Origin of the sequence: Clostridium estertheticum (genome assembly GCF_011065935.2) — a bacterium.
GTDB lineage: Bacteria > Bacillota > Clostridia > Clostridiales > Clostridiaceae > Clostridium_AD > Clostridium_AD estertheticum_A.
In genome coordinates this window covers 5,357,938-5,382,161 of sequence record NZ_JAAMNH020000001.1, presented here as the reverse complement: position 1 = coordinate 5,382,161, position 24,224 = coordinate 5,357,938, and the positions used below count along the sequence as shown (strand labels likewise).

27 protein-coding genes are annotated in these 24,224 nt (G+C 32.6%); 22 read left to right on the top strand and 5 right to left on the bottom strand.

Translation table 11 applies throughout. The annotated features are described in order from the left end of the window. The first annotated feature begins 32 nt into the window (after nucleotides 1–32). A complete protein-coding gene (locus G9F72_RS25715) occupies nucleotides 33–479 on the top strand; it encodes a staygreen family protein (RefSeq protein ID WP_164957225.1) in 447 nt (148 codons plus the stop codon). 6 nt (nucleotides 480–485) lie between these two features. On the opposite strand, the gene G9F72_RS25710 is transcribed toward G9F72_RS25715, so the two are convergent. From G9F72_RS25710 to corA, 3 genes are all read right to left on the bottom strand, one after another. After that, entirely contained in the window at nucleotides 486–980 is a 495-nt protein-coding gene (locus G9F72_RS25710) for a TspO/MBR family protein (RefSeq protein ID WP_164957224.1), read from the bottom strand. A 206-nt stretch (nucleotides 981–1,186) separates the two neighbouring features. Continuing rightward, nucleotides 1,187–1,495 carry a zinc ribbon domain-containing protein gene (locus G9F72_RS25705; protein ID WP_202054848.1) on the bottom strand — a complete coding sequence of 103 codons (309 nt, stop codon included), beginning with the start codon at nucleotides 1,493–1,495 and terminating at the stop codon, nucleotides 1,187–1,189. Nucleotides 1,496–1,628: 133 nt separating this feature from the next. Further along, on the bottom strand, nucleotides 1,629–2,582 hold the full coding sequence (corA, locus tag G9F72_RS25700) for a magnesium/cobalt transporter CorA (RefSeq protein ID WP_164957223.1): 954 nt from the start codon (nucleotides 2,580–2,582) through the stop codon (nucleotides 1,629–1,631). 325 nt (nucleotides 2,583–2,907) lie between these two features. On the opposite strand from corA, the gene G9F72_RS25695 reads away from it, so the two are divergent. The 14 genes from G9F72_RS25695 to G9F72_RS25630 all read left to right on the top strand — a co-directional run bounded on the left by G9F72_RS25695 (nucleotide 2,908) and on the right by G9F72_RS25630 (nucleotide 15,525). Beyond that, nucleotides 2,908–3,981: an NAD(P)H-dependent flavin oxidoreductase gene (locus G9F72_RS25695; RefSeq protein ID WP_164957222.1), complete on the top strand. Its 1,074-nt coding sequence runs from the start codon at nucleotides 2,908–2,910 to the stop codon at nucleotides 3,979–3,981. Nucleotides 3,982–4,121: 140 nt separating this feature from the next. Beyond that, a complete protein-coding gene (locus G9F72_RS25690; RefSeq protein ID WP_164957221.1) occupies nucleotides 4,122–4,568 on the top strand; it encodes a MarR family winged helix-turn-helix transcriptional regulator in 447 nt (148 codons plus the stop codon). A gap of 25 nt (nucleotides 4,569–4,593) precedes the next feature. Next, on the top strand, nucleotides 4,594–5,577 hold the full coding sequence (locus tag G9F72_RS25685; protein WP_164957220.1) for a beta-ketoacyl-ACP synthase III: 984 nt from the start codon (nucleotides 4,594–4,596) through the stop codon (nucleotides 5,575–5,577). A 20-nt stretch (nucleotides 5,578–5,597) separates the two neighbouring features. Next, nucleotides 5,598–5,828 carry an acyl carrier protein gene (gene acpP / locus G9F72_RS25680; protein ID WP_164957219.1) on the top strand — a complete coding sequence of 77 codons (231 nt, stop codon included), beginning with the start codon at nucleotides 5,598–5,600 and terminating at the stop codon, nucleotides 5,826–5,828. A gap of 176 nt (nucleotides 5,829–6,004) precedes the next feature. Continuing rightward, complete coding sequence (gene fabK, locus G9F72_RS25675; protein ID WP_164957218.1) at nucleotides 6,005–6,937, top strand: enoyl-[acyl-carrier-protein] reductase FabK; 933 nt, start codon at nucleotides 6,005–6,007, stop codon at nucleotides 6,935–6,937. 49 nt (nucleotides 6,938–6,986) lie between these two features. Then, nucleotides 6,987–7,922 carry an ACP S-malonyltransferase gene (fabD, locus tag G9F72_RS25670; RefSeq protein ID WP_164957217.1) on the top strand — a complete coding sequence of 312 codons (936 nt, stop codon included), beginning with the start codon at nucleotides 6,987–6,989 and terminating at the stop codon, nucleotides 7,920–7,922. 103 nt (nucleotides 7,923–8,025) lie between these two features. Next, a complete protein-coding gene (fabG, locus tag G9F72_RS25665; RefSeq protein WP_164957216.1) occupies nucleotides 8,026–8,766 on the top strand; it encodes a 3-oxoacyl-[acyl-carrier-protein] reductase in 741 nt (246 codons plus the stop codon). 92 nt (nucleotides 8,767–8,858) lie between these two features. After that, on the top strand, nucleotides 8,859–10,100 hold the full coding sequence (gene fabF / locus G9F72_RS25660) for a beta-ketoacyl-ACP synthase II (protein WP_164957215.1): 1,242 nt from the start codon (nucleotides 8,859–8,861) through the stop codon (nucleotides 10,098–10,100). A 2-nt stretch (nucleotides 10,101–10,102) separates the two neighbouring features. Further along, complete coding sequence (accB, locus tag G9F72_RS25655; RefSeq protein WP_164957214.1) at nucleotides 10,103–10,609, top strand: acetyl-CoA carboxylase biotin carboxyl carrier protein; 507 nt, start codon at nucleotides 10,103–10,105, stop codon at nucleotides 10,607–10,609. 69 nt (nucleotides 10,610–10,678) lie between these two features. After that, on the top strand, nucleotides 10,679–11,128 hold the full coding sequence (gene fabZ / locus G9F72_RS25650; protein WP_164957213.1) for a 3-hydroxyacyl-ACP dehydratase FabZ: 450 nt from the start codon (nucleotides 10,679–10,681) through the stop codon (nucleotides 11,126–11,128). 29 nt (nucleotides 11,129–11,157) lie between these two features. Further along, nucleotides 11,158–12,504 (top strand): acetyl-CoA carboxylase biotin carboxylase subunit, encoded by a 1,347-nt coding sequence (locus tag G9F72_RS25645; RefSeq protein ID WP_164957212.1) that lies wholly within the window; start codon nucleotides 11,158–11,160, stop codon nucleotides 12,502–12,504. Nucleotides 12,505–12,622: 118 nt separating this feature from the next. Beyond that, nucleotides 12,623–13,483 (top strand): acetyl-CoA carboxylase, carboxyltransferase subunit beta, encoded by an 861-nt coding sequence (gene accD / locus G9F72_RS25640; RefSeq protein ID WP_187356059.1) that lies wholly within the window; start codon nucleotides 12,623–12,625, stop codon nucleotides 13,481–13,483. Between the two features lie 42 nt (nucleotides 13,484–13,525). Continuing rightward, nucleotides 13,526–14,476 (top strand): acetyl-CoA carboxylase carboxyltransferase subunit alpha, encoded by a 951-nt coding sequence (locus G9F72_RS25635; RefSeq protein ID WP_187356058.1) that lies wholly within the window; start codon nucleotides 13,526–13,528, stop codon nucleotides 14,474–14,476. 167 nt (nucleotides 14,477–14,643) lie between these two features. After that, entirely contained in the window at nucleotides 14,644–15,525 is an 882-nt protein-coding gene (locus G9F72_RS25630) for a DegV family protein (RefSeq protein ID WP_164957211.1), read from the top strand. Nucleotides 15,526–15,627: 102 nt separating this feature from the next. Here the strand turns inward: G9F72_RS25630 and G9F72_RS25625 are convergent, their stop codons facing one another. Next, nucleotides 15,628–15,774, bottom strand: coding sequence for a small, acid-soluble spore protein, alpha/beta type (locus tag G9F72_RS25625; RefSeq protein ID WP_124998663.1), 147 nt, complete (start codon nucleotides 15,772–15,774; stop codon nucleotides 15,628–15,630). A 234-nt stretch (nucleotides 15,775–16,008) separates the two neighbouring features. On the opposite strand from G9F72_RS25625, the gene proC reads away from it, so the two are divergent. The 7 genes from proC to G9F72_RS25590 all read left to right on the top strand — a co-directional run bounded on the left by proC (nucleotide 16,009) and on the right by G9F72_RS25590 (nucleotide 22,793). Beyond that, nucleotides 16,009–16,818, top strand: coding sequence for a pyrroline-5-carboxylate reductase (gene proC / locus G9F72_RS25620; RefSeq protein ID WP_164957210.1), 810 nt, complete (start codon nucleotides 16,009–16,011; stop codon nucleotides 16,816–16,818). A 272-nt stretch (nucleotides 16,819–17,090) separates the two neighbouring features. Next, nucleotides 17,091–18,329 (top strand): hypothetical protein, encoded by a 1,239-nt coding sequence (locus G9F72_RS25615; protein WP_164957209.1) that lies wholly within the window; start codon nucleotides 17,091–17,093, stop codon nucleotides 18,327–18,329. Between the two features lie 243 nt (nucleotides 18,330–18,572). After that, nucleotides 18,573–19,298, top strand: a complete 726-nt coding sequence (locus tag G9F72_RS25610) for an ABC transporter ATP-binding protein (protein ID WP_164957208.1) — start codon at nucleotides 18,573–18,575, stop codon at nucleotides 19,296–19,298. Next, complete coding sequence (locus G9F72_RS25605) at nucleotides 19,285–20,037, top strand: ABC transporter permease (protein WP_164957207.1); 753 nt, start codon at nucleotides 19,285–19,287, stop codon at nucleotides 20,035–20,037. Before G9F72_RS25610 ends, G9F72_RS25605 begins: the two co-directional genes overlap by 14 nt. 43 nt (nucleotides 20,038–20,080) lie before the next feature. Beyond that, complete coding sequence (locus G9F72_RS25600; protein ID WP_164957206.1) at nucleotides 20,081–21,523, top strand: sensor histidine kinase; 1,443 nt, start codon at nucleotides 20,081–20,083, stop codon at nucleotides 21,521–21,523. A 9-nt stretch (nucleotides 21,524–21,532) separates the two neighbouring features. Next, the gene (locus tag G9F72_RS25595; RefSeq protein ID WP_164957205.1) at nucleotides 21,533–22,228 is read left to right on the top strand and encodes a response regulator transcription factor; all 696 of its coding nucleotides are present in this window, start codon (nucleotides 21,533–21,535) and stop codon (nucleotides 22,226–22,228) included. A 307-nt stretch (nucleotides 22,229–22,535) separates the two neighbouring features. Continuing rightward, nucleotides 22,536–22,793, top strand: a complete 258-nt coding sequence (locus tag G9F72_RS25590) for a hypothetical protein (RefSeq protein ID WP_164957204.1) — start codon at nucleotides 22,536–22,538, stop codon at nucleotides 22,791–22,793. 229 nt (nucleotides 22,794–23,022) lie between these two features. Here G9F72_RS25590 and G9F72_RS25585 read toward each other — a convergent pair whose 3' ends face one another. Beyond that, nucleotides 23,023–24,141: an HD-GYP domain-containing protein gene (locus tag G9F72_RS25585; RefSeq protein WP_164957203.1), complete on the bottom strand. Its 1,119-nt coding sequence runs from the start codon at nucleotides 24,139–24,141 to the stop codon at nucleotides 23,023–23,025. Nucleotides 24,142–24,224 lie beyond the last annotated feature (83 nt).

Sequence of the window (24,224 nt, the reverse complement as noted above, 5' to 3'; positions counted from 1 at the left end):
ACATAGTGTATTTATATTGTGGAGGGAAAGCTTTGAAAAAATTAAATCCTGAAAAGCTACAAGTTAATTTTGGCGCTATGACAAGTGAAACAAAACTGGTTATTCCTAGAAAATATACCCTTACTCATTCAGATATTACGGAAGAGTTATTTTTGACAAGTGCAGCAAAATATGATTATGATAAAATTACTGATAAGAGGGATGAAGTGCTAGCGGAATGGAGTATGGCTAATGATGATTATGCCTTAATGGTTTACGTTATGGTAGATAAAGAGAAGAACTCAGTAATGGCAGCTTTACGCAATGATATATTTGTGAAAGAGCTCCCTTTAGCGATAGAGGCAATTGTTTATGGAGATAGGGAGCTTTTTAAAAACAATCTTTTTTTATACAAAGCACCTATTTATGTGAAATTTAATTCTGTTTATCCTGTGCTTAATCGTCTAGAACTATGGGGCACTTTGTCAGATTACAAGTGAAAATCCTTAATTCAGCATCCATATAGTATAATTTAAAACTCCGGCAAAGGATACCCAAGCTATATAAGGGATCATAAGATAAGAGGAAGGCCTATCTATCCTATGAAACTCAAAAGTAGTTAAAAGAATGAATACTATTAATAGAAGTAATTCTAAGAAAGCTATTGCATAGAGTCTAAACCTGAAAAATATAATGGACCAAAGAAAGTTGAAAAATAACTGTGTACCATATAAGACTAGCGCTTTGCGTGCATCCTCTCCGGATTTACCTTTCATCCAAATTCTATAAGTAGCTACAGCCATTAAAAAGAATAGAATTATCCAGACTACAGGAAAAACCCATCCAGGGGGTGAAAAGGGAGGTTTATTGAATTTTTCGTAATCACTAGAGGCGGTCGTACTTAAAAAACCACTTAAAAACCCTATTCCTTCTGCTAGTAAAACGCTAATAATAAGAGCGATAATGTTTTTTTCACCTTTTACCTTAAATATACTAAACATATCTTATCTTCCTTTCTATTATTATTTATAATAGAGCCCTATTAAAATAAACACTTTAACTATTTATCTTATAATATATTTATTCAGGAGTTATTTTATACCTATAAGAATTTTGGGTAAAGAGTGCAACTCATTTTACTTTCAAAGGCTAACCATATAAAAAGTGTTGCTTTAAGCTATATTTTCATATAACTTAAAGCAACACTTTATTTTTTAGGCTTCTTTGAAGTAGGTTTAGCTGGTTTTTCAGTTTTCCACCTTTTTAGTTTATAAGTATTTCTTGTTAAGAATTTTGCCACAAATTTAGGTAGCTTCATTTCTATTATTTTATTAGTTACAATTTCTTTCATTTCAATCATAGTAATATCAGGCAAAGTAAATTTACCATTTTCATAACAATGACGGCAATATATTTCACTTAAGCTACCGTCAGCTTCAGTTCCAGCATATTTTTCATCATTATTCAAAGGCATTCCACAACTTTCACAATTGATAGCTTTCTTCATTTTCATCATATTTCACACTCCATTTCTAATATGTAGGTGTATTTTGGGATAATATATAAATTTAATTTAATTACATTTTAACCTATTATTTGTAACTTGAACATATAAATATAGACAATTTTATAATTTTATAAAAAACAAGCTACATATCAAACCAACCGTTATGTTTAAACCATAGAAACATTTGTGTTGCAATAATAGCCATGATTAACAAAACCACATAATAACCATGCTTCCAAGTTAGCTCAGGCATGTTTTGAAAATTCATACCGTAAATTCCTACTATAAATGTCAGTGGTATAAATATAGTTGTTATAACAGTTAAAACCATCATATTTTTATTCATACGAGTTGAATTTATGGATAAATAATTATCACGCATATCAGATGTCATTTCCCTATTAGAAGCTACCATATCCGAAAGTTTAACTAAGTGATCATGAATATCAGAAAAATATAATTTATGTTCATGAAATCCTATAAGTCGCTCAGAGTTTAATATTCTATATAATAAATCACGCATAGAGTTTACTGTTCTTCGGAGCTTTAATAAATCGCTTCTTAATCCGAAAATTTCATCCATCAAGGTGTGAATTGGCTTCTTTTTAACGTTATTTTCGATTTCATCTAATTTGTCTTGAATTTTATTAATAGCCGGAAAGAAGGAATCAACTATCTTATCTAATATTTGATGGGCAATATAAGAAGGCCCCTTATCCCAATTTTTTTTATTAGTTTTTGCTCGCTGCCAGGCTTCATCTAGTTCATTTAATTCAGAATCGTGATAAGATACGATGTACTTATTGCCTACAAAAAGAGAGACTTCTACTGGATCTAAAGTATCTTGATTTAAAGAATTAAGCACAAAAAAATTATAGTCATCATAATAATCTAATTTAGGGCTATTTAATGAAAAAACACAATCTTCTATGGATAATTGATGAAAATGAAAGTAATTATCTAATAAGGATATTTCTTCTTGGTTAGGGTTATTAAAATCCATCCAATACCACATTATATTGTCCTTTGATAAAGTTTCTAAAGGCAAATCACAAATTAGCTTTAAGTCTTTTGTAATAGCTATGGTACGAATCAAATAAATTCATCCTTTCTGCGGGATTTTTATTTCTAATTCAAATATTTTGTATATATTAAAAATCCAATATTTTTTATTATGATAAATCGTATCAACTTCATTATAATACAATAATTACTAATAACAACGTAAATATTAAACTGTTTCATTAAAATAAATAATTTTTTAAATATAGTAAATACTAATAAGTATGGAAATATAAAACTCTATTATTAAAAAAAATTTATAAAAGTTATAAATATTTTTGCCTTGACATATACTATAAAAATATATATACTTTGACTATCAAACTATTTGAAAATCAAAGTAAAGGGAGAGGATAATTATGAAGTTACCTCCTTTAAAAATTGGAGAATTAATAGCAAGTGTTCCTATAATTCAAGGCGGTATGGGGGTAGGAGTATCTCTTTCAGGTCTTGCATCAGCTGTTGCAAATGAAGGCGGGATAGGGATAATATCTACTGCTCAAATTGGGTATAATGAAGAAGACTTTGCAACTAATGCAAAGGAAGCAAACAAAAGAGCATTAAGAAATGAAATAAGAAAAGCTAGAGAATTAAGTCCTAATGGTATTATAGGAATAAATATTATGGTGGCTATGAATAATTATGAGGAAATAACTAGAACTGCTTTAGAAGAAGGCATAGATTTAATAATATCTGGTGCAGGACTTCCACTTAATTTACCTAAAATAGCTAAAGACTTCAAAGCAAAGCTTGCACCTATAGTATCATCAGCAAAGGCAGCTATAGTTATTTCAAAAATGTGGGATAGGAAAGATAATTGTGCCGCAGATTTAATTGTTGTTGAAGGACCTGAAGCAGGTGGACATCTTGGTTTTTCCATGGAAGCCTTAATAGAAAAGAAAACTCAAGATCTAAAAGATATAGTTAAAGAGGTTATTGAAGCAATTAAGCCTTTTGAAGAAAAGTATAACAAAAAAATTCCTGTAGTAGCTGCTGGTGGAATCTATACTGGAAGGGACATTTCCGAGTTTATAAAACTTGGTGCAGCGGGGGTGCAGATGGCTACTAGATTTGTGGCTACGCAGGAATGTGATGCTAGTTTAGAATTTAAAATGGCATATATTAATTCAAAAGAAGAAGATATAAAGATAGTGAAAAGCCCTGTAGGAATGCCAGGAAGAGCTATAAACAATAAGTTTATGGAAAGCGTCTTGGAAAAGGGATGCAAAGTAGATAAATGCTATTTATGCATAAAGGACTGTGATCCAAGGCAAACCCCATATTGTATTACAGAAGCCTTAATACAAGCAGTAAAAGGTAATTTGGATAAGGGACTTATCTTTGTTGGAAGTAACGCTTATAAAGTAGATAAAATAGTGACCGTTAAAGAACTTATGAGTGAACTAGTGACAGAAGCAGAAAGTGTTTTATAATGTTACCTAAAATATGAAAATTTAGATTAAAAAGTAATTTTTTTATATTTGTGGAAAAAATATTGACAAATAACTCATCCGAAGATATACTTTGACTATCAAAGCATTTGAAAATCAAAGTACGGGAAATGGGGATAAACATGAGTAAATCGGTTAGCGTTGTCAATGAACTTCTAGTAGAGACATTTAGTGATATATTGCAAATAGAGCAGAAGGCACTTAAAGAAGGGGTACTTAATGATCTATCAATAACAGAAATTCATACTATTGATGCCATAGGAATGTATGAATATAGAACTATGACAGAAGTATCCCAAGATCTTAAAATAACTTTAGGTACTCTTACTACAGCTATCAATAAACTTTTTAAAAAAGGGTATGTAGATAGAAAAAGAGGGGAAGAAGATAGAAGATCAGTGATGATTGCCCTTACTAGAAAAGGAAAGCTAGCCTATAGAATACATGACAAATTTCATTCTGAAATGGTGCACTCAACTATAGATGGTCTGAATAATGATGAAGAAGAGGTATTAATAAAATCTCTTGAAAAATTAAATAATTTCTTCAAGGAAAAATATAAATTATAAGGTTAATGAAAGGAGCGATTAAGCAATGAATGAGGTACAAATAATTGGTACAGGAAGTTATGCTCCTCTAAACATAATGACTAATCAACAAATGTCGGAACTTGTAGATACTTCGGATGAATGGATAGTTTCTATGACGGGTATCAAGCAGAGACATATATCCCAAGGTGAAAATACTTCAGACCTCGCCACAAAAGCTGCCTTAGAGGCATTAAAGGATGCAAATGTTAAACCGGAAGATATAGATTTGATAATTGTTGCCAGTACATCCCCAGATCAATTTGTTCCAGCCACTGCATGTATAGTTCAAGGGAACATTGGAGCAGACAGTGCTATGGCCTTTGATATATCAGCAGCCTGCACGGGATTTATATTTGCCCTTAATATCGCAATGCAATTTTTAAAAACAGGTGACCGCAAAAGGGCTTTAATAATAGGAGCTGAGGTACTATCAAAGATTGTTGATTGGACAGATAGAAACACTTGTATACTCTTTGGAGATGGTGCAGGAGCAGCAGTAATTGAGGTAGGGACTAAAAGAGGAATTATTTCTGTGGATTCGGCTTCAGAAGGTAAGAAGTTTGATCTTTTAACTTGCCCAACTGTAGATGTGATAAACACATTTTCAAGGGGAAAAGTAGATTTTAAAGCAAAGATAGATATGGATGGCAAAGAAATTTTTAGGTTTGCAGTAAATATTATTGTAAGTAGCATAGATAAAATTTTAAAAGAAAATAATTACACATTAGATGATATTAAGTATGTAGTTTGCCACCAAGCAAATTTCAGAATAATAGATTTTGTTGTAAAAAGATTAAAAGCTGACAAAGATAAATTCTTTGTGAATTTAGATAAGTATGGAAATACTTCAGCAGCAAGTATAGCAATAGCCTTAGACGAAATGAATAAAACAAATTTATTGAATGCTGGAGATAAAATTATACTTGTAGGCTTTGGCGGTGGATTAACCTACGGAGCTTCATTAATAGAATGGACAATAAGCAAATAAAATATTAGGAGGAATTAATAATGGTATTTGAAAAAGTTAAAAAAGTAATAGTTGATCAATTAGGGTTAGACGAAGCAGAGGTTACAATGGAAGCAAATTTTGCGGATGATTTAGGTGTAGATTCTCTTGAAATATTTGAGATTGTAATGTCACTTGAAGAAGCTTTTGAAATTGAAATACCTAATGAAGATATTGAAAACATTAAGGATGTAAAGGGAATTGTTAAATATATAGAAGCTAAACTTAAATAATAGGAATTGTTGGGTTAGATAATTAGAGAGCTGAACTACTAAGTATATTAAAATTTAGTTTCCTTCAGTACGGTAAAAAAGTATATATTACATGAAATGTAGTTTTAGTAATATATGCTTTTTTTCTATAATTATCTAACCCTAACTACATGATTTAGGAATCAAGGAGGGGTAAAATGTTTAATTCTGTATTTTTTGAAGATTTAGGTGTAAAATATCCAATAATACAAGGTGGAATGGCTTGGGTTGCGGATAGTAGCTTAGCTTCTGCAGTATCTAATGCAGGGGGACTAGGAATTATAGCAGCTGCTAATGCACCAGTTGATTATATAAGAGATGAAATTAGAAAAGCAAAAAAGTTAACAGATAAACCTTTTGGTGTGAATATAATGCTACTCAGTGAGAATGCAGAAGAAATCGCACATCTTGTATGTGAAGAAGGCGTAAAAGTGGTTACTACAGGAGCTGGAAACCCAGGTAAGTATATGGAGCTTTGGAAGTCACATGGAATTAAAGTAATACCAGTGGTACCTTCTGTGGGTCTTGCTAAGCGTATGGAGAGAGCTGGAGCGGATGCAGTTATTGCAGAAGGCTGTGAATCTGGAGGTCATATTGGTGAACTTACAACTATGGCACTTGTTCCTCAAGTTGTTGATGCAGTTAATATTCCTGTAATTGCAGCGGGAGGCATAGGTGATGGACGAGGGGTTGCAGCAGCCTTTATGCTTGGAGTACAGGGAGTTCAAGTGGGAACAAGGTTTTTAGTAGCAAATGAATGTACTATACATGAAAATTACAAACACAAGGTATTATCTGCAAAGGATATAGATTCCGTGGTTACAGGGAGATCTACAGGGCATCCTATTAGGGTTTTAAAAAATAAGCTATCAAGACAATTTCAAAAGCTTGAAAAGGAAAATGCTCCTATAGAGGATTTAGAGGAATTAGGACGAGGATGTTTACCAAGAGCAGCAAAAGAAGGCGATACAGATATGGGATCTGTCATGGCAGGACAAATTGCTGGCCTAGTAAAGAAAGAACAATGTTGCAAGGATATTATACAAGAAATGTTTACAGAGGCAGAAGTAGCTATTAGAAAATTTATATAAAAGAAAATATTATTATTTCATATAAATAAGTTATTTAAGGAGGGAAATTATGAGTAAAACTGCTTTTATTTTTCCCGGACAGGGAGCCCAATATATTGGAATGGGCAAGGAATTATTTGATAATATAGAGGTTTGCAAAAATATATTTAATATAGCAGATAAGGAACTTGATTTTGAATTAAGTAAACTTTGTTTTGAAGGTACGCAAGAGGAGCTAAATATTACAGAGAATACACAGCCCGCTATTTTAACTACTAGCATAGCAGCACTTATGGCATTAAGTCAGCAGGGTGTAAAATGTGATGTAACTGCAGGACTTAGTCTTGGAGAATACTCAGCACTTGTTTGCAGTGGAGCTATGGAATTTAAAGATGCCGTAAAACTTGTTAAAAAGCGTGGAAGATTCATGCAACAAGCAGTGCCTGTGGGAATAGGAACTATGGCAGCTATAATAGGGCTAGAAGCTAATTTTGTTGAGCAGGCCTGTATTGAAGCTAGAACTTCTGGCATAGTAGAAATTGCTAATTTTAATTGCCCGGGACAAATAGTAATTGCCGGGGAAATAGCAGCAGTTGAACTTGCTTGCGAAAAGGCTAAAGAAAAAGGTGCAAAAAAAGCAATGCTTTTATCTGTAAGTGCACCCTTCCATACTTCAATGTTAAAACCCGCAGGGGATAAATTAGAAATTGAACTACAAAATATAAACCTTAAAGACATTACGATTCCAGTGATGACAAATGTTACTGGCGATTATGTTAAGACAGTGGATGATATAAAAGCTAATTTAAAGCTTCAAGTTATGAGTTCTGTTTTATGGGAAACAATTATAAGAAATATGATAAGAGATGGCGTTGATACCTTCGTAGAGATAGGACCAGGTAAGGTATTAAGTGGCTTCGTTAAGAAGATAGATAGAAAACTTACAATAGTGAATATAGAAGATATAGCATCTTTAAATAAAGCAGTACAACTACTTAAACATTAGAATTGCTCAAGTAGTAAAACTAATTAAGTGGTTCTATTTATTAATAAGCAGGAGCTTCGTAAGAAGCAAAGTTACTATAAAAGATGCAAAGGAGCACAGATATATGTTAAAAGGAAAAACAGCAGTAGTTACAGGAGCTAGTCGTGGGATTGGAAGAGCGATAGCATTAAAGCTAGCAAAACTTGGAGCAAATATAGTTGTTAATTATAGAAACAGCGCAAACGCAGTACAGGAAGTAGTTAAAGAAATAGAAACGTTAGGAGCTAAAGCTCTAGCGGTTCAGTGTGATATAAGTAGCTATAGTGATGTAGAGCATATGATGAAAAAATGTATTGAAGAATTCGGAAGCTTAGATATTTTAGTTAATAATGCTGGCATAACAAAAGATGGTCTTTTAATGAGAATGAAGGAAGAGGACTTTGATAGCGTTATAGATATCAACCTAAAGGGTGCTTTTAATTGTACAAAGCATGTATCAGCAATAATGCTTAAACAAAGAAGTGGCAGAATAATAAATATATCCTCAGTGTCTGGGCTTACAGGAAATGCAGGCCAAGTAAATTATTCCTCTGCAAAAGCAGGCATAATAGGCATGACTAAGGCCGTAGCTAGGGAATTTGCAAGTAGAGGGGTTACGTGTAATGCAGTAGCACCAGGATATATTCAAACAGACATGACTGAGGCTTTGTCAGTTAAGGTAAAAGAGGCTATAATGGACACTATTCCATTAAAGAGACTTGGCATGCCAGAAGATGTGGCAAATGCAGTAGCATTTTTAGCCTCAGAGGAAGCTTCATACATAACAGGTCAGGTTATAAGCGTAGATGGTGGAATGGTTATGTAGCAGCAAAAACAGTTAATACAGCACCTTTAGGCGATAAAACACCTCTAGGTGATTAAATACTTTAAGGTAATAATTAAAGGAGGGTTCAAGTTATGAAAAATAGAGTTGTTATAACAGGTATGGGAGCAGTTACTCCTATAGGAAATGATGTAGTTAATTTTTGGAATAATGTAAAAGAAGGTACTTGCGGTATAGATGTAATTAAGTCTTTTGATATTTCAGAATTTAAATGTAAGTTGGGCGCAGAGGTTAAGGATTTTGATGTAACAGTTGCCGTAGATAAAAGAGAAGCTAGAAAAATGGATAAATTCTGTCAGTATGCAATGGTTGCAGCTGATGAAGCTGTTAAAAATTCGGGACTTGACCTAGAAGCTATAGACAGTGAAAGATTAGCGGTAGTAGTTGGTTCAGGAATAGGTGGACTTAGTACTATTGAGCAAGAACATAGGAAACTTATGGAAAAAGGACCAAATAGAGTTTCACCATTTTTAATACCTATGATAATAGGTAATATGGCAGCTGGAAACATTGCAATAAAGTATGGCGCTAAAGGTATGTGTACTAGTGTAGTTACGGCTTGTGCTACAGGAACTAATGCCATAGGAGACGCTTTCCACTTGATTCAAGATGGAAGGGCGGACATAATAATAGCTGGAGGAGCAGAAGGATCAATAACTCCACTGGCGCTAGCGGGGTTTACGTCGCTGACAGCCTTAAGCAAAAGTGAAGATCCACTAAGAGCATCCATTCCTTTTGATAAAGAGAGGTCTGGTTTTATTATGGGAGAGGGTGCAGGTATAGTTATACTTGAATCTTTAGAGCATGCACAAAAAAGAAATGCAAAAATATATGCAGAGATGAAGGGTTACGGAGCGACTTGTGATGCTTATCATATAACTTCGCCATCACCAGACGGTGAAGGAGCAGCAAGAGCAATGGTAATGGCACTTAAAGATGGCGATGTTAAAGCCGAAGAAGTATCTTACATCAATGCACACGGAACAAGTACTCCATATAATGATAAGTTTGAAACAGCAGCTATAAAATCTGCGTTTGGAGAATTCGCATATAAAATACCTATAAGTTCAACAAAGTCTATGACAGGACACCTGCTTGGAGCATCAGGAGCTATAGAAGCTATAGTATGTATAAAAGCCTTAGAAGAGTCTTTTGTTCCAGCAACTATAGGATATAAGGTTCCAGATGAAGAGTGTGATTTAGATTACGTTCCAAACATTGGTCGCACGCAAGAGCTTAAATATGCAATGTCTAATTCACTAGGCTTTGGTGGTCACAACGCTACTATATTGCTTAAAAAATGGGATGGTAAATAATTATGGATTATAAAAACATTCAAGAGCTAATAAAAACCGTTAGTGATTCACAGCTTACATCATTTGAAATTGAGACAGAGGGTATCAGAATAAAGATGGAGAAAAAAGAGCAGCAGTTAATAGTAGAAAGAATTCCTGCACCTACTGCCCTGGCTACATCAGTTATTAACGAATCAGTAAATAGAGAAAGTTTAGCTATAAATCAAAGGTCTGAAGAAAAAATACAAAGCAATATAGAAAATGAAGCTAGTATAATACCTGAGGAAAATCTATTTGTAGTTAAATCACCTATTGTTGGAACTATGTATTCTTCACCTAGTGATGAATCACAGAATTTCGTAAAAGTTGGTTCTTTGGTTAAAAAAGGAGATACACTTTGTATTTTAGAAGCTATGAAGCTTATGAATGAAATTGAAAGTGAAGTAGATGGAGAAATTGTAGAAGTATTAGTTTTAAATGAAGATATGGTAGAGTACGGACAGCCATTATTCAAAATACGTAAAAAATAGTGGAGGCAAATCCAACCGAGGATTAAAATCTGTCCACTGATTTATATGAGTGAAAGGTGGAAGCATAATATGGAAAATACAATAGGTACTACTTTGAATATAAAACAAATTCAAGAGATTATTCCTCATAGATATCCATTTTTGTTCGTGGATAAAGTAGAGGAACTAGAACCAGGAAAAAGAGCCGTAGGGTATAAGAATATTACTATGAATGAGTATTTCTTCCAAGGACATTTCCCTACTGAACCTGTACTTCCAGGAGTGATAATAATTGAGGCGCTTGCACAGGTTGGAGCCGTAGCACTTTTAAGTATGGAAGATTACAAAGGTAAAATTGCGTACTTTGGTGGAATTAATAAAGCTAGATTCAGAAAAAAAGTTGTTCCAGGAGATGTGCTAAGACTTGAGGTAGAAATAATCAAAATGAAGGGGCCTGTTGGAATTGGAAAGGCAGTAGCTACAGTAAATGGCGAAAAGGTTGCAGAAGCTGAAATTACATTTGCAGTAGGGCTCAATTAATAATTTTAAGTGCAGGGAAGGTAAATAATATGTTTAAGAAGATATTAATTGCTAATAGGGGCGAAATAGCGGTAAGAATAATTCGAGCGTGCCATGAAATGGGTATTCAAACTGTTGCAGTATATTCCGAGGTAGATAAAAATGCACTTCATACTCAAATGGCAGATGAGGCTATATGCATAGGACCGGCTAAATCTAAGGATAGTTATTTGAATATGCAAAATATCTTAAGTGCTACAGTGCTTACAGGTGCGGAGGCAATTCATCCTGGATTCGGTTTCTTATCTGAAAATAGTAAATTTGCACAGATGTGTGAGGAATGTAATATAAAATTCATAGGGCCGGATTCTCAAAATATCGATAATATGGGTAATAAGCTAAAGGCAAGAGAAATGATGATAAAGGCTGGAGTACCAGTAGTACCTGGGTCAGATGGAGAGTTATCCTCTGAAACAGATGCTTTAAAATCAGCTGAGAAAATAGGATACCCTGTAATGATAAAAGCTTCAGCAGGTGGTGGGGGACGAGGAATAAGAGTTGTTACAAAAGTAGAAGATCTAATACCCGCGTACAACACTGCTAAAACTGAGTCAAAAACAGCTTTTGGTGATGACACAATGTATATGGAAAAATTTATAGAAGAACCAAGACACATAGAGTTCCAAATACTTGCAGATGAGCATGGAAATGTTATTCATCTTGGCGAGAGGGATTGTTCTGTCCAAAGGCGGAATCAGAAAGTAATCGAAGAGGCTCCAGGAGCTGCAATGACGCAGGAACTTAGAAAACAGATGGGTGAGGTTGCGGTTAAAGCGGCTAGGTCTATTAATTATAAAAATGCTGGAACTATAGAGTTCTTATTAGATAAGTATGGAAATTACTATTTTATGGAGATGAATACACGAATACAGGTAGAGCATCCAATAACTGAAATGGTCACTGGGGTAGATTTAGTTAAAGCACAGATATTGATTGCTTCGGGAGAAGTGCTTCCTTATAAACAGGAGGATATAAAAATTCAGGGGCATGCTATTGAATGTAGAATAAATGCTGAAAATCCAAATAAAAACTTCATGCCATGTCCAGGTGAGATAAAATCACTTCACCTTCCTGGTGGAAATGGGGTAAGGATTGATAGTGCGGCATATCAAGGTTACAAAATTCCGCCTACCTATGACTCCATGATTGGGAAACTAATTGTACATGGAAAAGATAGACAAGAAGCACTATATAAAATGAGAAGGGCCTTGGGTGAGTTTATAATCGAAGGTGTGGATACTAACATAGACTTCCAATATAAAATAGTAAACAATGAAAATTTTATAAGTGGAAACTTTGATACTAGCTTCATTAGCAAAGAATTTAAAAATCTTTAAAAAGTAGCTAAATGCATACTGGAATCTATTAGCTAAAAGCTTTATAATATAAGTGTGGGTATCTATTTCCCATGCTTTAAATTGTAGTGTAGGTATGCTTTTAGAAAGGGGCAGTTATATGTTTGAGTTTAAACGTATATTTAAAAAAAGTAGATATATTGAGGTTAAAAATTTAGAAAATGAAAATGGTGAGAAAAAACCTAATATTCCCTCAGGAATGTGGGTTAAATGTGAAACCTGTGGAAAGATTCTTTATAGTAAGGATTTAGAGAATAGCATAATGACCTGTGAAAATTGTAGAACCCATTTTAGGATTGGATGCAGAGAAAGAATAAATTATACTATAGATAGTGGAACTTTTATAGAATACGATAAGGATATGATCTCAGCTAATCCTATAGATTTTGAAGGATATGAAGATAAACTTCAAGCTCTAAGAGACAAAACATCATTAAATGAAGCTGTAATAACTGGAGAAGGAAAGATAAATGGACAACATACGGTAATTGCGGTGATGGATAGTAATTTTATGATGGGAAGCATGGGCTCTGTTGTTGGAGAAAAAATTACAAGGGCTATTGAAAGTGCCACAGAAGCTAAAAAGCCAATTATTATATTTACAGCTTCCGGGGGAGCTAGGATGCAGGAGGGTATATACTCTCTAATGCAAATGGCTAAAACTAGTGCTGCTATTGCAAGACATAATGCTAAAGGGTGCCTTTATATAACTGTTCTTACAGACCCAACTACTGGTGGAGTTACAGCAAGTTTTGCAATGCTTGGAGATATAATAATAGCTGAGCCCAATGCACTAATAGGGTTTGCAGGTAAAAGAGTTATCGAACAAACAATAAAGCAGCAATTACCGGATGGCTTTCAAAGGGCTGAATTCTTGCTTCAAAAGGGTTTTATAGATAAGGTAGTGGATAGAAGAGCTATGAAGGATACCTTAACTGAGATACTGAAAATTCATTCATAGCTAATATAGAGTGATAAAAGTAACACATAGGGAGGCGATTTTATGGGAACTTTACCTTTTGAAAAACACATGTATGAACTTAAAAGTAAAATTGATGAACTTAAAAATTTGGCAACAGAGCAAAATATGGATTTAGGAAAAGAAATAAGACAGATGGAAGTTAAGCTCTATAATATGCAAAAGGAAGCCTATAAAAATTTAACTGCCTGGGATAAAGTAAGTATTGCAAGGCTTGTGGAACGTCCTACTGCTCTTGATTATATAAATAAAATTTTTGACTGCTTTATGGAGCTACATGGAGATAGATATTATGGGGATGATTCTGCTATTGTAGGTGGAATTGCACGACTTAATGGTATTCCTGTAACTGTAATAGCTCAGCAAAAGGGAAATAACACCAAGGAAAATATAAAGAGAAACTTTGGGATGCCAAATCCAGAAGGATATAGAAAAGCTTTAAGACTTATGAAACAGGCAGAAAAGTTTAAAAGACCGGTTATTTGCCTAGTAGATACTCCAGGAGCATATTGTGGACTAGGTGCAGAAGAAAGAGGTCAAGGGGAAGCAATTGCTAGAAATCTTATGGAAATGTCAAATTTAAAAACACCAGTAATCTCAATAGTTATTGGAGAGGGCGGAAGTGGTGGAGCTTTAGCGCTGGCGGTAGCGGATGAGGTTTGGATGCTAGAGCATGCAATTTATTCTATTTTATCACCAGAGGGTTTTGCTAGTATATTATTTAAAGATGCAAGCAGGGCTAAAGAAGCCGCAAATGCAATGAGAATAACAGCTCAAGATTTAATTAATTTTGGAATAATAGATAGAATTATAAAAGAGCCCCTAGGGGGAGCACATACTAATGTAGATGAGATGGCATTAAGTATTAAGCGTAATTTAGAGGAGTCAATTAATAGATTAATAAGTGAACCTATAGAATCATTGCTTACCAAAAGATATTATAAATTTAGAAAAATTGGCAAAGTAGTAGAATAAATAATAGTTTTAAAGTGAATAATAGGTTAATAGAATAATTAATGTGGTTGATTTTAGTGTGTTTAAGAAAAGTATATATACTTTTCTTTTTTTTGGTATTGAAGTGTATGGATAAATCATACATAATAGAGAGGAGAATAATCAGAAGGGCAAAGGGGAATTGAGTTATGAGTAAAACACATAGTGAGATAATTTTAGTAATAGATTCAGGATGCGATTTACCTTTAGATTATATTGGACAAGAAAATATAGTACCCATAGGTTTAGTATGTAATTTTAAAGGGAAAGCAATAGAGGATGACTTCGGGAAAAATTTTATTCGTAAGGACTTTTATGATGCACTAAGACAAGGAGAAATGCCTACTACCTCACAGATAAATAGCCAAAGATATGTAGAGGTGTTTAGCAAGTATGCATCGGCAGAAAAATCTATTATATATATTGCTATGTCTTCTGCATTATCAGGAACTATAAATAGTGCAAATATAGCAAGAGAAACTACACTTGAAGACTTTCCAGAGGCAGATATAAGTATAATTGATAGTAAATGTGCAAGCCTTGGTCAAGGACTTTTAGTTTACTATGCTTATGAAATGTTAAAGAGCGGGAATACTAAACAAGAAATAGTTACTTGGATTGAGGAAAATAAACTTAAGATTAACCACTGGTTTACAGTTAATGATTTAAATCATTTAAAAAGAGGTGGAAGAATATCTAGCTCTGCTGCAACTGTTGGTACATTGTTAAATATAAAACCCGTTTTGTTTATGGACAATGAGGGAAGGCTAACTCCTTTTTCTAAATGTAGAGGAAGAAAAAAGGCAATAAATACCTTAGCTGAAAAATTTAAAGAAAGAACAAATCCCAATATACCACAAGTTATTGCAATAGGTCATGGTGATTGTATTGAAGAAGCATTAACTCTCGAGGCTTTGATTCGCGAGAATGGAAATGTTAAGGATGTCATTTTAAACTATGTGGGTACAGCCATTGGGTCTCATACAGGACCAGAAATATTAGGATTATATTTTATGGCGGAGGAAAGATAAAGATTAAATCATATTAAAGAGTAATAAAATCGCAATTATAATTTTATTTAATAAAGTAAAAGGGAGATGTCTTAAGGCATCTCCCTTTTAGAGTGTAGAGTGTTATTCTGTTTCTTTTCCTAATTTCTTAGATTCTTTAGAAACTCCAATTTCATTTGCAGTTTCCATTCTCATTTTAGATAATTCTTGTTTTGTTTTTGGATTAGCCTTTTTATTATCTTTGCTGTTTTTGTTATCTTTATGTGACATTGAATAAACCTCCTTGTATTGCTCAAGAGTACAAAATAATTATTTATTACTTTGTCCTTGATAATAAATATATTCATTCATAATATAACCACTATTATGAAATTTATTCCATAATAGTGTATTTTATTAATATAAAAAAATAGGTTAACCTGCTGATTTATTTTTTATTTGTAGGCGCCATTTAATGATATAATTAGTATTATTTTAAAAAATAACTTAGGAGGAAGTGTTTATATGAATAAAACAATAGGATTTATAGGTTGCGGCAATATGGCTCAAGCTATGATAGGTGGAATAGTAAAATCACAGTTAGTTTCTAGTGAAAAGGTAATAGCAAGTAATCCATCAGATAAGAGTTTAAATAAGGTAAAAGAAGAATATAATATTTTAGTAACTAAAGATAATATGGAAGTCGCAAAGTTTTCTGATATAGTAATACTGGCTATAAAGCCTTTTAAATATTTTGACATTATTGATGAAATAAAACCATATTTAAAGAAGGACGTAGTTATAGTAACTATAGCTGCAGGGATAACGCTAGAACATATGAGCAATACCCTTGGAGCCTCTGCAAAGGTTATAAGAACTATGCCAAATACTCCAGCTCTTGTAGGCGAGGGAATGAGTGCATTGTGTGCTAATAAAAATATAACTAAAGAAGAATTGCAAGATGTAGTAAATGTTTTTGAAAGCTTTGGCAGAATAGAAATATTAGAGGAGAATCTTATTGATGTAGTTCCTGCAGTAAGTGGCTCATCTCCTGCTTATGTGTATATGTTCATTGAAGCCTTAGGAGATGGCGCTGTACTTCAAGGAATGCCAAGAGATAAGGCTTATAGAATGGCAGCTCAAGCGGTGCTAGGAGCAGCTAAAATGGTGATAGACACTGGAGAACACCCAGGTAAACTTAAAGATAATGTATGTTCGCCAGGAGGAACTACTATAGAGGCAGTATATACCTTAGAAAAGAATAATTTTAGGGCAGCAGTAATTTCAGCTATGGAAAGTTGCACTGAAAAGGCAATTAAGATGGGGGAAAAATAATATTTGATAAAAAAACAATTTTAATTATAAAACAGCCTAAGAAAGAGCTTGTACTTTCCGGGGTTGTTTTTTTATATTCAAAGATATTGTTAAAGCTATAGAGGCACTAAACCTAATGCAAGGAACTAGAGTTCGGTTGCTATAGATATAAACAAAGTTTATACTTTGTTTATAATTTGTTTATAGAAAGTAGAGAGATGTACTTTAAAATAGAATTATGAAAGACTTTCATGTTTAAAAGTAAATTTAAAGCAAAAGGAGATTTTACAAAAATGAAATTAAATAAGAAAAAAGCAACCATCATAAGTTTTGCGCTAGGTACTGTAATGTTTACATCTACTGCTATTGCGCAAGTAATAACTAAAAGTGGATATGATCAACTTAAAGATTCTGTAAAATATACAGCAGAAAGTTGTACCACAAAGCTTTCAAGCTATACTATGGACAGCTCAATTATTCTAAAGGATAATGCTACTGTTATTTATTCTCAAAATTCCCTTGATAAAGTTGATGTGAAAAATGGAGCTAAGGAAAACGTATCAACTAGACTGGAGGGCTTAAAAAAGACAGAGGACTATAACTACTCTGACAAAAATAGTTCTATATATAAAAACAGTGAACAAAATGTTTATTATACAAGTGATTTCAAAAGTCCCCGCAAAAACATAACCTCTAACAACCCTTTTAAAGAAAAAGAAGCTGCTGATATGGAAAAAATTGCAGATGCTCTTGTGGGTAATTTAAAAGATGCTGTTGTAGTTACTGAAAATTCAGATGGAACGAAGACTTTATCTGGGTCACTTAGCGAAGCGCAAATACCAGCTCTCATTAATGCAGTGGTATCTCTTCAATCTAAAAATCTATTTGGTACTAGATATGATACTGATAAAGGCAGGCCTCAATTAACAAATGATGTATTTGTAAAAGAAGTTAAGGGGAATATGGTAACAACTAAAGAAGGGTTAATTCAAGGTGTTCTTGGTAGCGGAGTAATTTCTGGTAAAGATGAAAGTGGTACAGAGCATAAATTAACCTTTGAACTATTAGTGAAGATGTCCAATATTAACTCAACTAAGGTTAATAAACCTGATCTTTCTGGTAAGAAAGTAGAAAAAAATATAGAGCAAGATTATAGCAAATTATCTAATCCTGAAAAATATATAGGAAAATATAAGACAGATATTTTGATCGAAAAAGATGGAAAATTAGTAAAAATGGGTGAGAGAATCTTAGATGTTACTGCAGTTGATGACAAAAACATAAGTGGAAGATATTATGAGGTATATGTAAATGGCTATGAAGAATATGCCGTCAATAAGAAAGACTTTAAATTTGATGCGAAATTCGATGTGAATAATAAGATGAGTGCTAGTTTTAATGTGGCGGGAGAAGCAAATAAAGGCACTATATATATTAACCAACAATCAGCAAAAATTGGCTTAAGCATTAATGAAAGCGTAAGAAGTAATACAATCTTATTTGATGATCAATTCAGTAAAGTGTTTAACTAATAGTAAATAAGCACACTGATATTATGTATAGGCGACTCTAAAAAATATACCAATATGGCACATGAAAATAAATAACAAGTGAAATTTCTATTATACTGGCTTGTTATTTATTTTCATGTGGTTATGTAAAGAGTAGTCACCTTCTTAATTATCTGATAATTAGAGTTTTATTATATAATATTTATTCAAACTTATGATTTATAATCACGAAGGATTATTAAACTAAATTAGGGAGGTATACAAATGGATAAAGTTATTGAAATTAAAAACCTTTCCAAGCTATACAAAAATGGAAGAGGTATAACAGATATTAACATTGATATACATAAAGGCGATATCTTTGGATTTTTAGGACCCAACGGGGCAGGTAAGACTACGGCTATGAAAATCATGACGGGACTTATAAAACCAGACAGTGGAGATGTTAAAATTTTAGGGCATAGTATATTGGAAGAACATGAGCTTGCAATGCAAAAGGTAGGCTGTATTATAGAAACAGCAGAATCCTATCTTTATTTAACAGCCTTTGAAAACTTAAAACAATTTTCAAGATATTATAAAGATGTTGATGAAGCAAGAATCAATGAAGTTTTAGAGATTACAGGAATGTTAAAATATAAAAACGAGAAAGCAAGAAAATTTTCACTTGGAATGAAACAAAGACTAGGAATTTCCGCTGCAATTTTATCGCGTCCGGAAGTTATTATTTTAGATGAACCCTTAAATGGACTTGATGTTGAAGGAATGATTTCTATGAGAAATATAATAAAAGACCTGGTAGAAAAAGAAAATGCTACATTTTTTATCTCAAGCCATCTTATTCACGATGTGGAACTTACTTGTACTAATATTGGTGTACTATACGATGGGAAAATGCTTAATGTAGATACTATGAAAAATATACTAAACAATTATGCAACACTTGAAAATTATTTTGTTAGCGAGGTAGAAAGAAATGGTAGAATTTAAGGCTGCTTTAGCAAATGAGATTGAAAAACTGTATAAAAGGAAAAAAGTATTAGTTGCGGTGATTATATCTCTTATTTTCATCATAATAGGACAGGTATCCATGGTGGTATTAAGAACTGGTTTTGGACTGCGTGGGGTTTCAAGTATGGACTTTCCTATAATGGTACTATCAGTCGTAGTAAATACCATTCTTCCACTATTTACGGCGCTTGTTACCATAGAAAGTTTTTCAGGAGAATTTTCACAAAATACTATGAAGATTGCACTTACCAGGCCCATTTCAAGATTGAAGTTTTACAGCGCAAAATTAACTGCAATTATGTTATTTATACTTGCCAACCTTTTATTTATAATGATTTTTTCAATACTGGCTGGTTGTCTTTTTAATTCAAATTCCTTTTCTTTAGGAAGTGTTTTAAAAATCTTAATTTCTTATCTTGTAACATTAATGCCTATGGCTATTTTATCAATAATAATTGTGTTTTTCACAAATATAATTAGAAGTGGGATAAGCGTATTTTTCCTGTCCATTTTTGTTTTCGTTACGTTTAAAGGGCTAGGAATTATATTTTATAGATTTTCTGGGATATTTATTACCTCAATGTTGAACTGGTATACACTGTTTCTTATGGAGACTATTCCTGTTTTTAAAATCTTTCTTCAGTTTATGATGATGCTCAGCTATGGTATAATATTTTTTACAGCAGGATATTATTTATTTGACAAAAAAGAATTTTAAAAGTTGTTATTAAACTAATTTAACGGATTTTGAGGTGATAAGAATGAATATAAAAAAGCGATTAATTGTTTCCAATACTATAACTATAGTAATACCTTTTGTCATTACAATTATAGCCGCATTCCTATTTATTTTTGTATCCTCGAAAATGTTTAATAAGGATGTAGGTTATGATAATTTTAAAAATTTTATATTAATAAAAACTGAGTTGTCTGATACTAAGAGTGCTATATGGAAAGAAAATTCTGAGGATATAGAAGATCCAAAGTTTCAGAAATATTTGTATCAAAAGTTATCCAATATAGATGGAGAGCTTATAATTCTTAAAAACAATACTGTTATTTTCACATCAAAGAATGTAAATAAAATAGATATAGAGAAATGTATATTAGAAGCTAAGGTTAAATCTGAAAAAAATCTAGTTGAGATTGATACAATAGATTACATAGTTGAAGTGGTTCCACTTAGGTTTAAAGATGAAGCTCTAGGCAATGCCATATTATTGGCACCAACTTTTGAGTATTCCGGTATTCTTGAGAAATTTATCTTATTTATCCTTGTGGTATTTGTAATGACTTTTATAGGGGTTAATATATTTATGTCCTATCTGCTCTCAAAAAGAATAATTAAGCCACTGTCACTTTTAAAAGCTGCAGTGGGAGACATTAGTAAAGGGGATTTAAGTCTAGAAATTATTGAAGTTGGCGACGAAGAAATTGTTGATTTATGTGCTGATTTTGAAAAGATGAGAATACAACTTAAGGATTCTGTTTCCCTTAAAAAAAAGTATGATGATAATAGGACAATGCTAGTTTCTAGTATATCTCATGATCTCAAAACACCTATAACCTCAATAAAAGGTTATGTTAAGGGTATCTTAGATGGTGTTGCGAACACTCCTGAAAAGGCAGAACGCTATTTAAAAACTGTTTATTCTAAAGCGGAACAGATGGATGTTATGATTGATGACTTACTGTTATACTCTAAATTGGATCTGAGCCAGCTTCCATTTAATTTTCAAAAAACGGATATTATAGATTACTTTAATTACTGCATTCACGAAAGTGCACTAGAACTTGAAAAATCAAATATAAAGATTTGTTTAAAAAATGACTTAAAAACATCAAAATACGTTAAGATTGATAGAGAAAGATTGATGAGGGTTATACTAAATATTATTGATAATGCTCGTAAATATATGGATAAAGAGCAAGGGGAAATTACAATACTGATTCGAGAAACTAATTCTAGTATTATTATTGAAATAAGGGATAACGGCTCTGGTATTGACGAGAAGGATGTAAATAAAATCTTTGATAGGTTTTATAGAGCAGACGGCGCAAGAAGTGAAGCAAATGGAAGTGGACTTGGACTTGCCATTGCAAAACAAATTGTAGAGGGCCATAAAGGGAAAATATGGGCTGTAAGTCATGAAAGTAAGGGGACAAGCATTTTGATATCATTTGGAAAAATATCTGAAGGGTAGAGGAGTATTATGAAAAGAATTTTAATAGTTGAAGATGATGTGTGTATTGCTGAACTTGAAAAAGACTATTTAGAGCTTGAAGGCTTTGAGGTTAAGATATGTAACAACGGTGTAGACGGATTAAATGCATTAAAAACCAATGGATTTGACTTGCTAATTCTTGATGTTATGCTTCCTAAAATCGATGGATATACTATTCTGCGTAGTTTGCAAGAGGAGAAAGACATTCCAGTTTTAATGGTTTCTGCAAAAAAGGAAGATATTGATAAAATAAAGGGGCTCAGTCTTGGTGCGGATGACTATATTACAAAGCCCTTCAATCCCAGTGAATTAGTCGCTAGGGTCAAGTCACATCTTCGAAATTACGAAAGAATAAAGAATAAATTTAACGGTAGCGCCAAAAATAGCACGATTATAGTAAGAGGTCTAGAAATAAAAAAAGATTGTAGACAGGTATTTATGAATGGTGAGACAATAAATTTAGCTCAAAAAGAATTTGACATACTGCTATATCTAGCTGAAAATCCCAACAGAGTATTTAGCAAAGATGAATTATTTGAAAAAATTTGGGGATTTGATGCTATAGGAGATACTGCAACCGTTACAGTACATATTGGCAGAGTTAGAGAGAAAATTGAGGCATCTACGTCTGATCCTCAATATATTGAAACTGTTTGGGGAACTGGGTACAGGCTTAGGGTATAAAACATACTCTAAGCTTGTGCCTTTTGTATTCATTAATATTTTCTTGAATGTTATTCGTAATATATATTAGTGGTAATAAATACTATAGGACAAGCATATATATTTAGCAGTGATATTAAAATTTTATAAAATCTATTGACTTACGAACAAACGTTCGCTATAATATGGATATAGTATTAAGGATAAAAATACCTGTAAAGTATTTTTTAATATATAGTTATTGTATTTTATAGCGGCTTCACTTTACAGCTGAACTGCATTTTTAATGGACCACTTTAGTGGATTATTTAACTGGAGGTAAAACAATATGGAAACAAAGGATTTATGGGTTAAGATTAATTATTCACAAGAGGGTAATGACAGTTTAGCAATAACTTATGCTGCGAGTACTAACAAGGGTAATCATTCTTCTAAGTATCTAATTTGTGGGGGAATGTATAATAGAAATGGTGGAACTATAATGTTTAAGGCAAAGGATATTGAGGAAGCTACAGAAATAGCTAATAACAATCTAGTAGCCAATGCAGGTTCTAATAAATACGAGTATCTTAAAAGGATTGTATAGTAAGCTTTACAATAGCTTAAGGGTATAGTGGCTTATAGAAAAATATAGGTAAGTTGAATAGCCTAAGTCCTAACTGACTACAGCAATAATGATTTTTAATATAAAAGGATATTCTGATAGTTCAGAATATCCTTTATAACGTTTAAGGAACATAAAAATAAAATAGTCATTAATATTGCAGCTTCGCAGGTGAGGATTTAAGTGACAATTAACTTATACATATAGAATATTAAATAGCAAATTCGATATTTTTAATTACAATATCCAATTGATCTACTAATGAAACTGGTGATCCAACCTCCCTTGCATTGGTAGCGGACCCTCTTTTTATAATTTTAACTTCTGGTCTTAAACCATAGTTAGGAAATACAGCTGTTACAACACCGATATCACCAGTGCTTAGTTTTACTAGGGTTCCAGGTGGGTAAGGAACAACTGCCTTAGAAAATGCTTTAACCATTTCATAATCAAATTGAGTATCTCCATGGGCCAGTATGTATTCTACAGCATCATTAGGACTCATAGCTTTTCTATAAGGTCTATCCGAAGTTAGTGCATCATATACATCGGCAATAGCAACAATTCTAGCAAATCTATTTATAGATTTATTCTTTACATTATCGGGATATCCGCGCCCGTCCATTTTTTCATGATGTTGAAGAGCGACAATCCTTGCGGGAGCAGATATATCCAAACAACCTTTTAAATAATCATAGCCTTTTGTAGTATGCTGCTTTATAATTTCAAACTCTTCATGGGTTAAGGTGCCAGGCTTTAAAACTATATCTTTTGGAATAAGGACCTTACCTATGTCATGAATCAATGCACCCATACATAAAGTGTAAAGATCATTTTGATTTAGTTGTAATTGAACCCCGAGTACCAGAGAAATCACAGCTACGTTCACGCTATGTTGGTAAGTATAATTATCCATACTTTTAATGTCTACAAGATTAATCATTACATTTTTCTTGCTTATAATTTCGTCAATTATATCTTTGGCAATACATCCTATAGATTCGAAATAGGTTTGTTTTTCTTTGGAAAAATTTTTTTCATTGAAATTTGTATTACTAGAATATAAACTGTATTTTTCAAAGCTATAAAAGGTTTCTTTTATAGCTTTTATAGCATTTTGGCGTAACTCAGGTTTTATAACATCCTCAATTATAATATCGCTATATTCATCATTAATATAAATAGAATAAATTTTTAAACGTCTAATTCTTATTAAAAAAATTTCAGTTAATATAACACCTTCTCTTAATAGAACTCTTCCATCATCATCAAATATAGTTTTAGCCAGACAATCTCCTTGTTTTGCAAATTCTATTGGTACAAGTCTCATAACTACATCACACCCCAAATGTATATAATCAATAAATATTATTAAATTTTTAATGTGTTTTAATATTAAAATGAAATTAATAT

Bases quoted from the DNA above. Each gene is read 5' to 3' on its own strand.
- G9F72_RS25610 (WP_164957208.1), top strand. From the start codon at position 18,573: ATGGATAAAGTTATTGAAATTAAAAACCTTTCCAAGCTATACAAAAAT.
- G9F72_RS25585 (WP_164957203.1), bottom strand. From the start codon at position 24,141: ATGAGACTTGTACCAATAGAATTTGCAAAACAAGGAGATTGTCTGGCT.
- fabZ (WP_164957213.1), top strand. From the start codon at position 10,679: ATGGAAAATACAATAGGTACTACTTTGAATATAAAACAAATTCAAGAG.
- accD (WP_187356059.1), top strand. From the start codon at position 12,623: ATGTTTGAGTTTAAACGTATATTTAAAAAAAGTAGATATATTGAGGTT.
- G9F72_RS25685 (WP_164957220.1), top strand. From the start codon at position 4,594: ATGAATGAGGTACAAATAATTGGTACAGGAAGTTATGCTCCTCTAAAC.
- accB (WP_164957214.1), top strand. From the start codon at position 10,103: ATGGATTATAAAAACATTCAAGAGCTAATAAAAACCGTTAGTGATTCA.
- G9F72_RS25695 (WP_164957222.1), top strand. From the start codon at position 2,908: ATGAAGTTACCTCCTTTAAAAATTGGAGAATTAATAGCAAGTGTTCCT.
- fabF (WP_164957215.1), top strand. From the start codon at position 8,859: ATGAAAAATAGAGTTGTTATAACAGGTATGGGAGCAGTTACTCCTATA.
- acpP (WP_164957219.1), top strand. From the start codon at position 5,598: ATGGTATTTGAAAAAGTTAAAAAAGTAATAGTTGATCAATTAGGGTTA.
- G9F72_RS25590 (WP_164957204.1), top strand. From the start codon at position 22,536: ATGGAAACAAAGGATTTATGGGTTAAGATTAATTATTCACAAGAGGGT.
- fabK (WP_164957218.1), top strand. From the start codon at position 6,005: ATGTTTAATTCTGTATTTTTTGAAGATTTAGGTGTAAAATATCCAATA.
- G9F72_RS25710 (WP_164957224.1), bottom strand. From the start codon at position 980: ATGTTTAGTATATTTAAGGTAAAAGGTGAAAAAAACATTATCGCTCTT.
- G9F72_RS25595 (WP_164957205.1), top strand. From the start codon at position 21,533: ATGAAAAGAATTTTAATAGTTGAAGATGATGTGTGTATTGCTGAACTT.
- G9F72_RS25605 (WP_164957207.1), top strand. From the start codon at position 19,285: ATGGTAGAATTTAAGGCTGCTTTAGCAAATGAGATTGAAAAACTGTAT.
- G9F72_RS25645 (WP_164957212.1), top strand. From the start codon at position 11,158: ATGTTTAAGAAGATATTAATTGCTAATAGGGGCGAAATAGCGGTAAGA.
- G9F72_RS25600 (WP_164957206.1), top strand. From the start codon at position 20,081: ATGAATATAAAAAAGCGATTAATTGTTTCCAATACTATAACTATAGTA.
- G9F72_RS25630 (WP_164957211.1), top strand. From the start codon at position 14,644: ATGAGTAAAACACATAGTGAGATAATTTTAGTAATAGATTCAGGATGC.
- G9F72_RS25635 (WP_187356058.1), top strand. From the start codon at position 13,526: ATGGGAACTTTACCTTTTGAAAAACACATGTATGAACTTAAAAGTAAA.
- fabD (WP_164957217.1), top strand. From the start codon at position 6,987: ATGAGTAAAACTGCTTTTATTTTTCCCGGACAGGGAGCCCAATATATT.
- G9F72_RS25625 (WP_124998663.1), bottom strand. From the start codon at position 15,774: ATGTCACATAAAGATAACAAAAACAGCAAAGATAATAAAAAGGCTAAT.
- fabG (WP_164957216.1), top strand. From the start codon at position 8,026: ATGTTAAAAGGAAAAACAGCAGTAGTTACAGGAGCTAGTCGTGGGATT.
- G9F72_RS25615 (WP_164957209.1), top strand. From the start codon at position 17,091: ATGAAATTAAATAAGAAAAAAGCAACCATCATAAGTTTTGCGCTAGGT.
- G9F72_RS25690 (WP_164957221.1), top strand. From the start codon at position 4,122: ATGAGTAAATCGGTTAGCGTTGTCAATGAACTTCTAGTAGAGACATTT.
- G9F72_RS25705 (WP_202054848.1), bottom strand. From the start codon at position 1,495: ATGATGAAAATGAAGAAAGCTATCAATTGTGAAAGTTGTGGAATGCCT.
- proC (WP_164957210.1), top strand. From the start codon at position 16,009: ATGAATAAAACAATAGGATTTATAGGTTGCGGCAATATGGCTCAAGCT.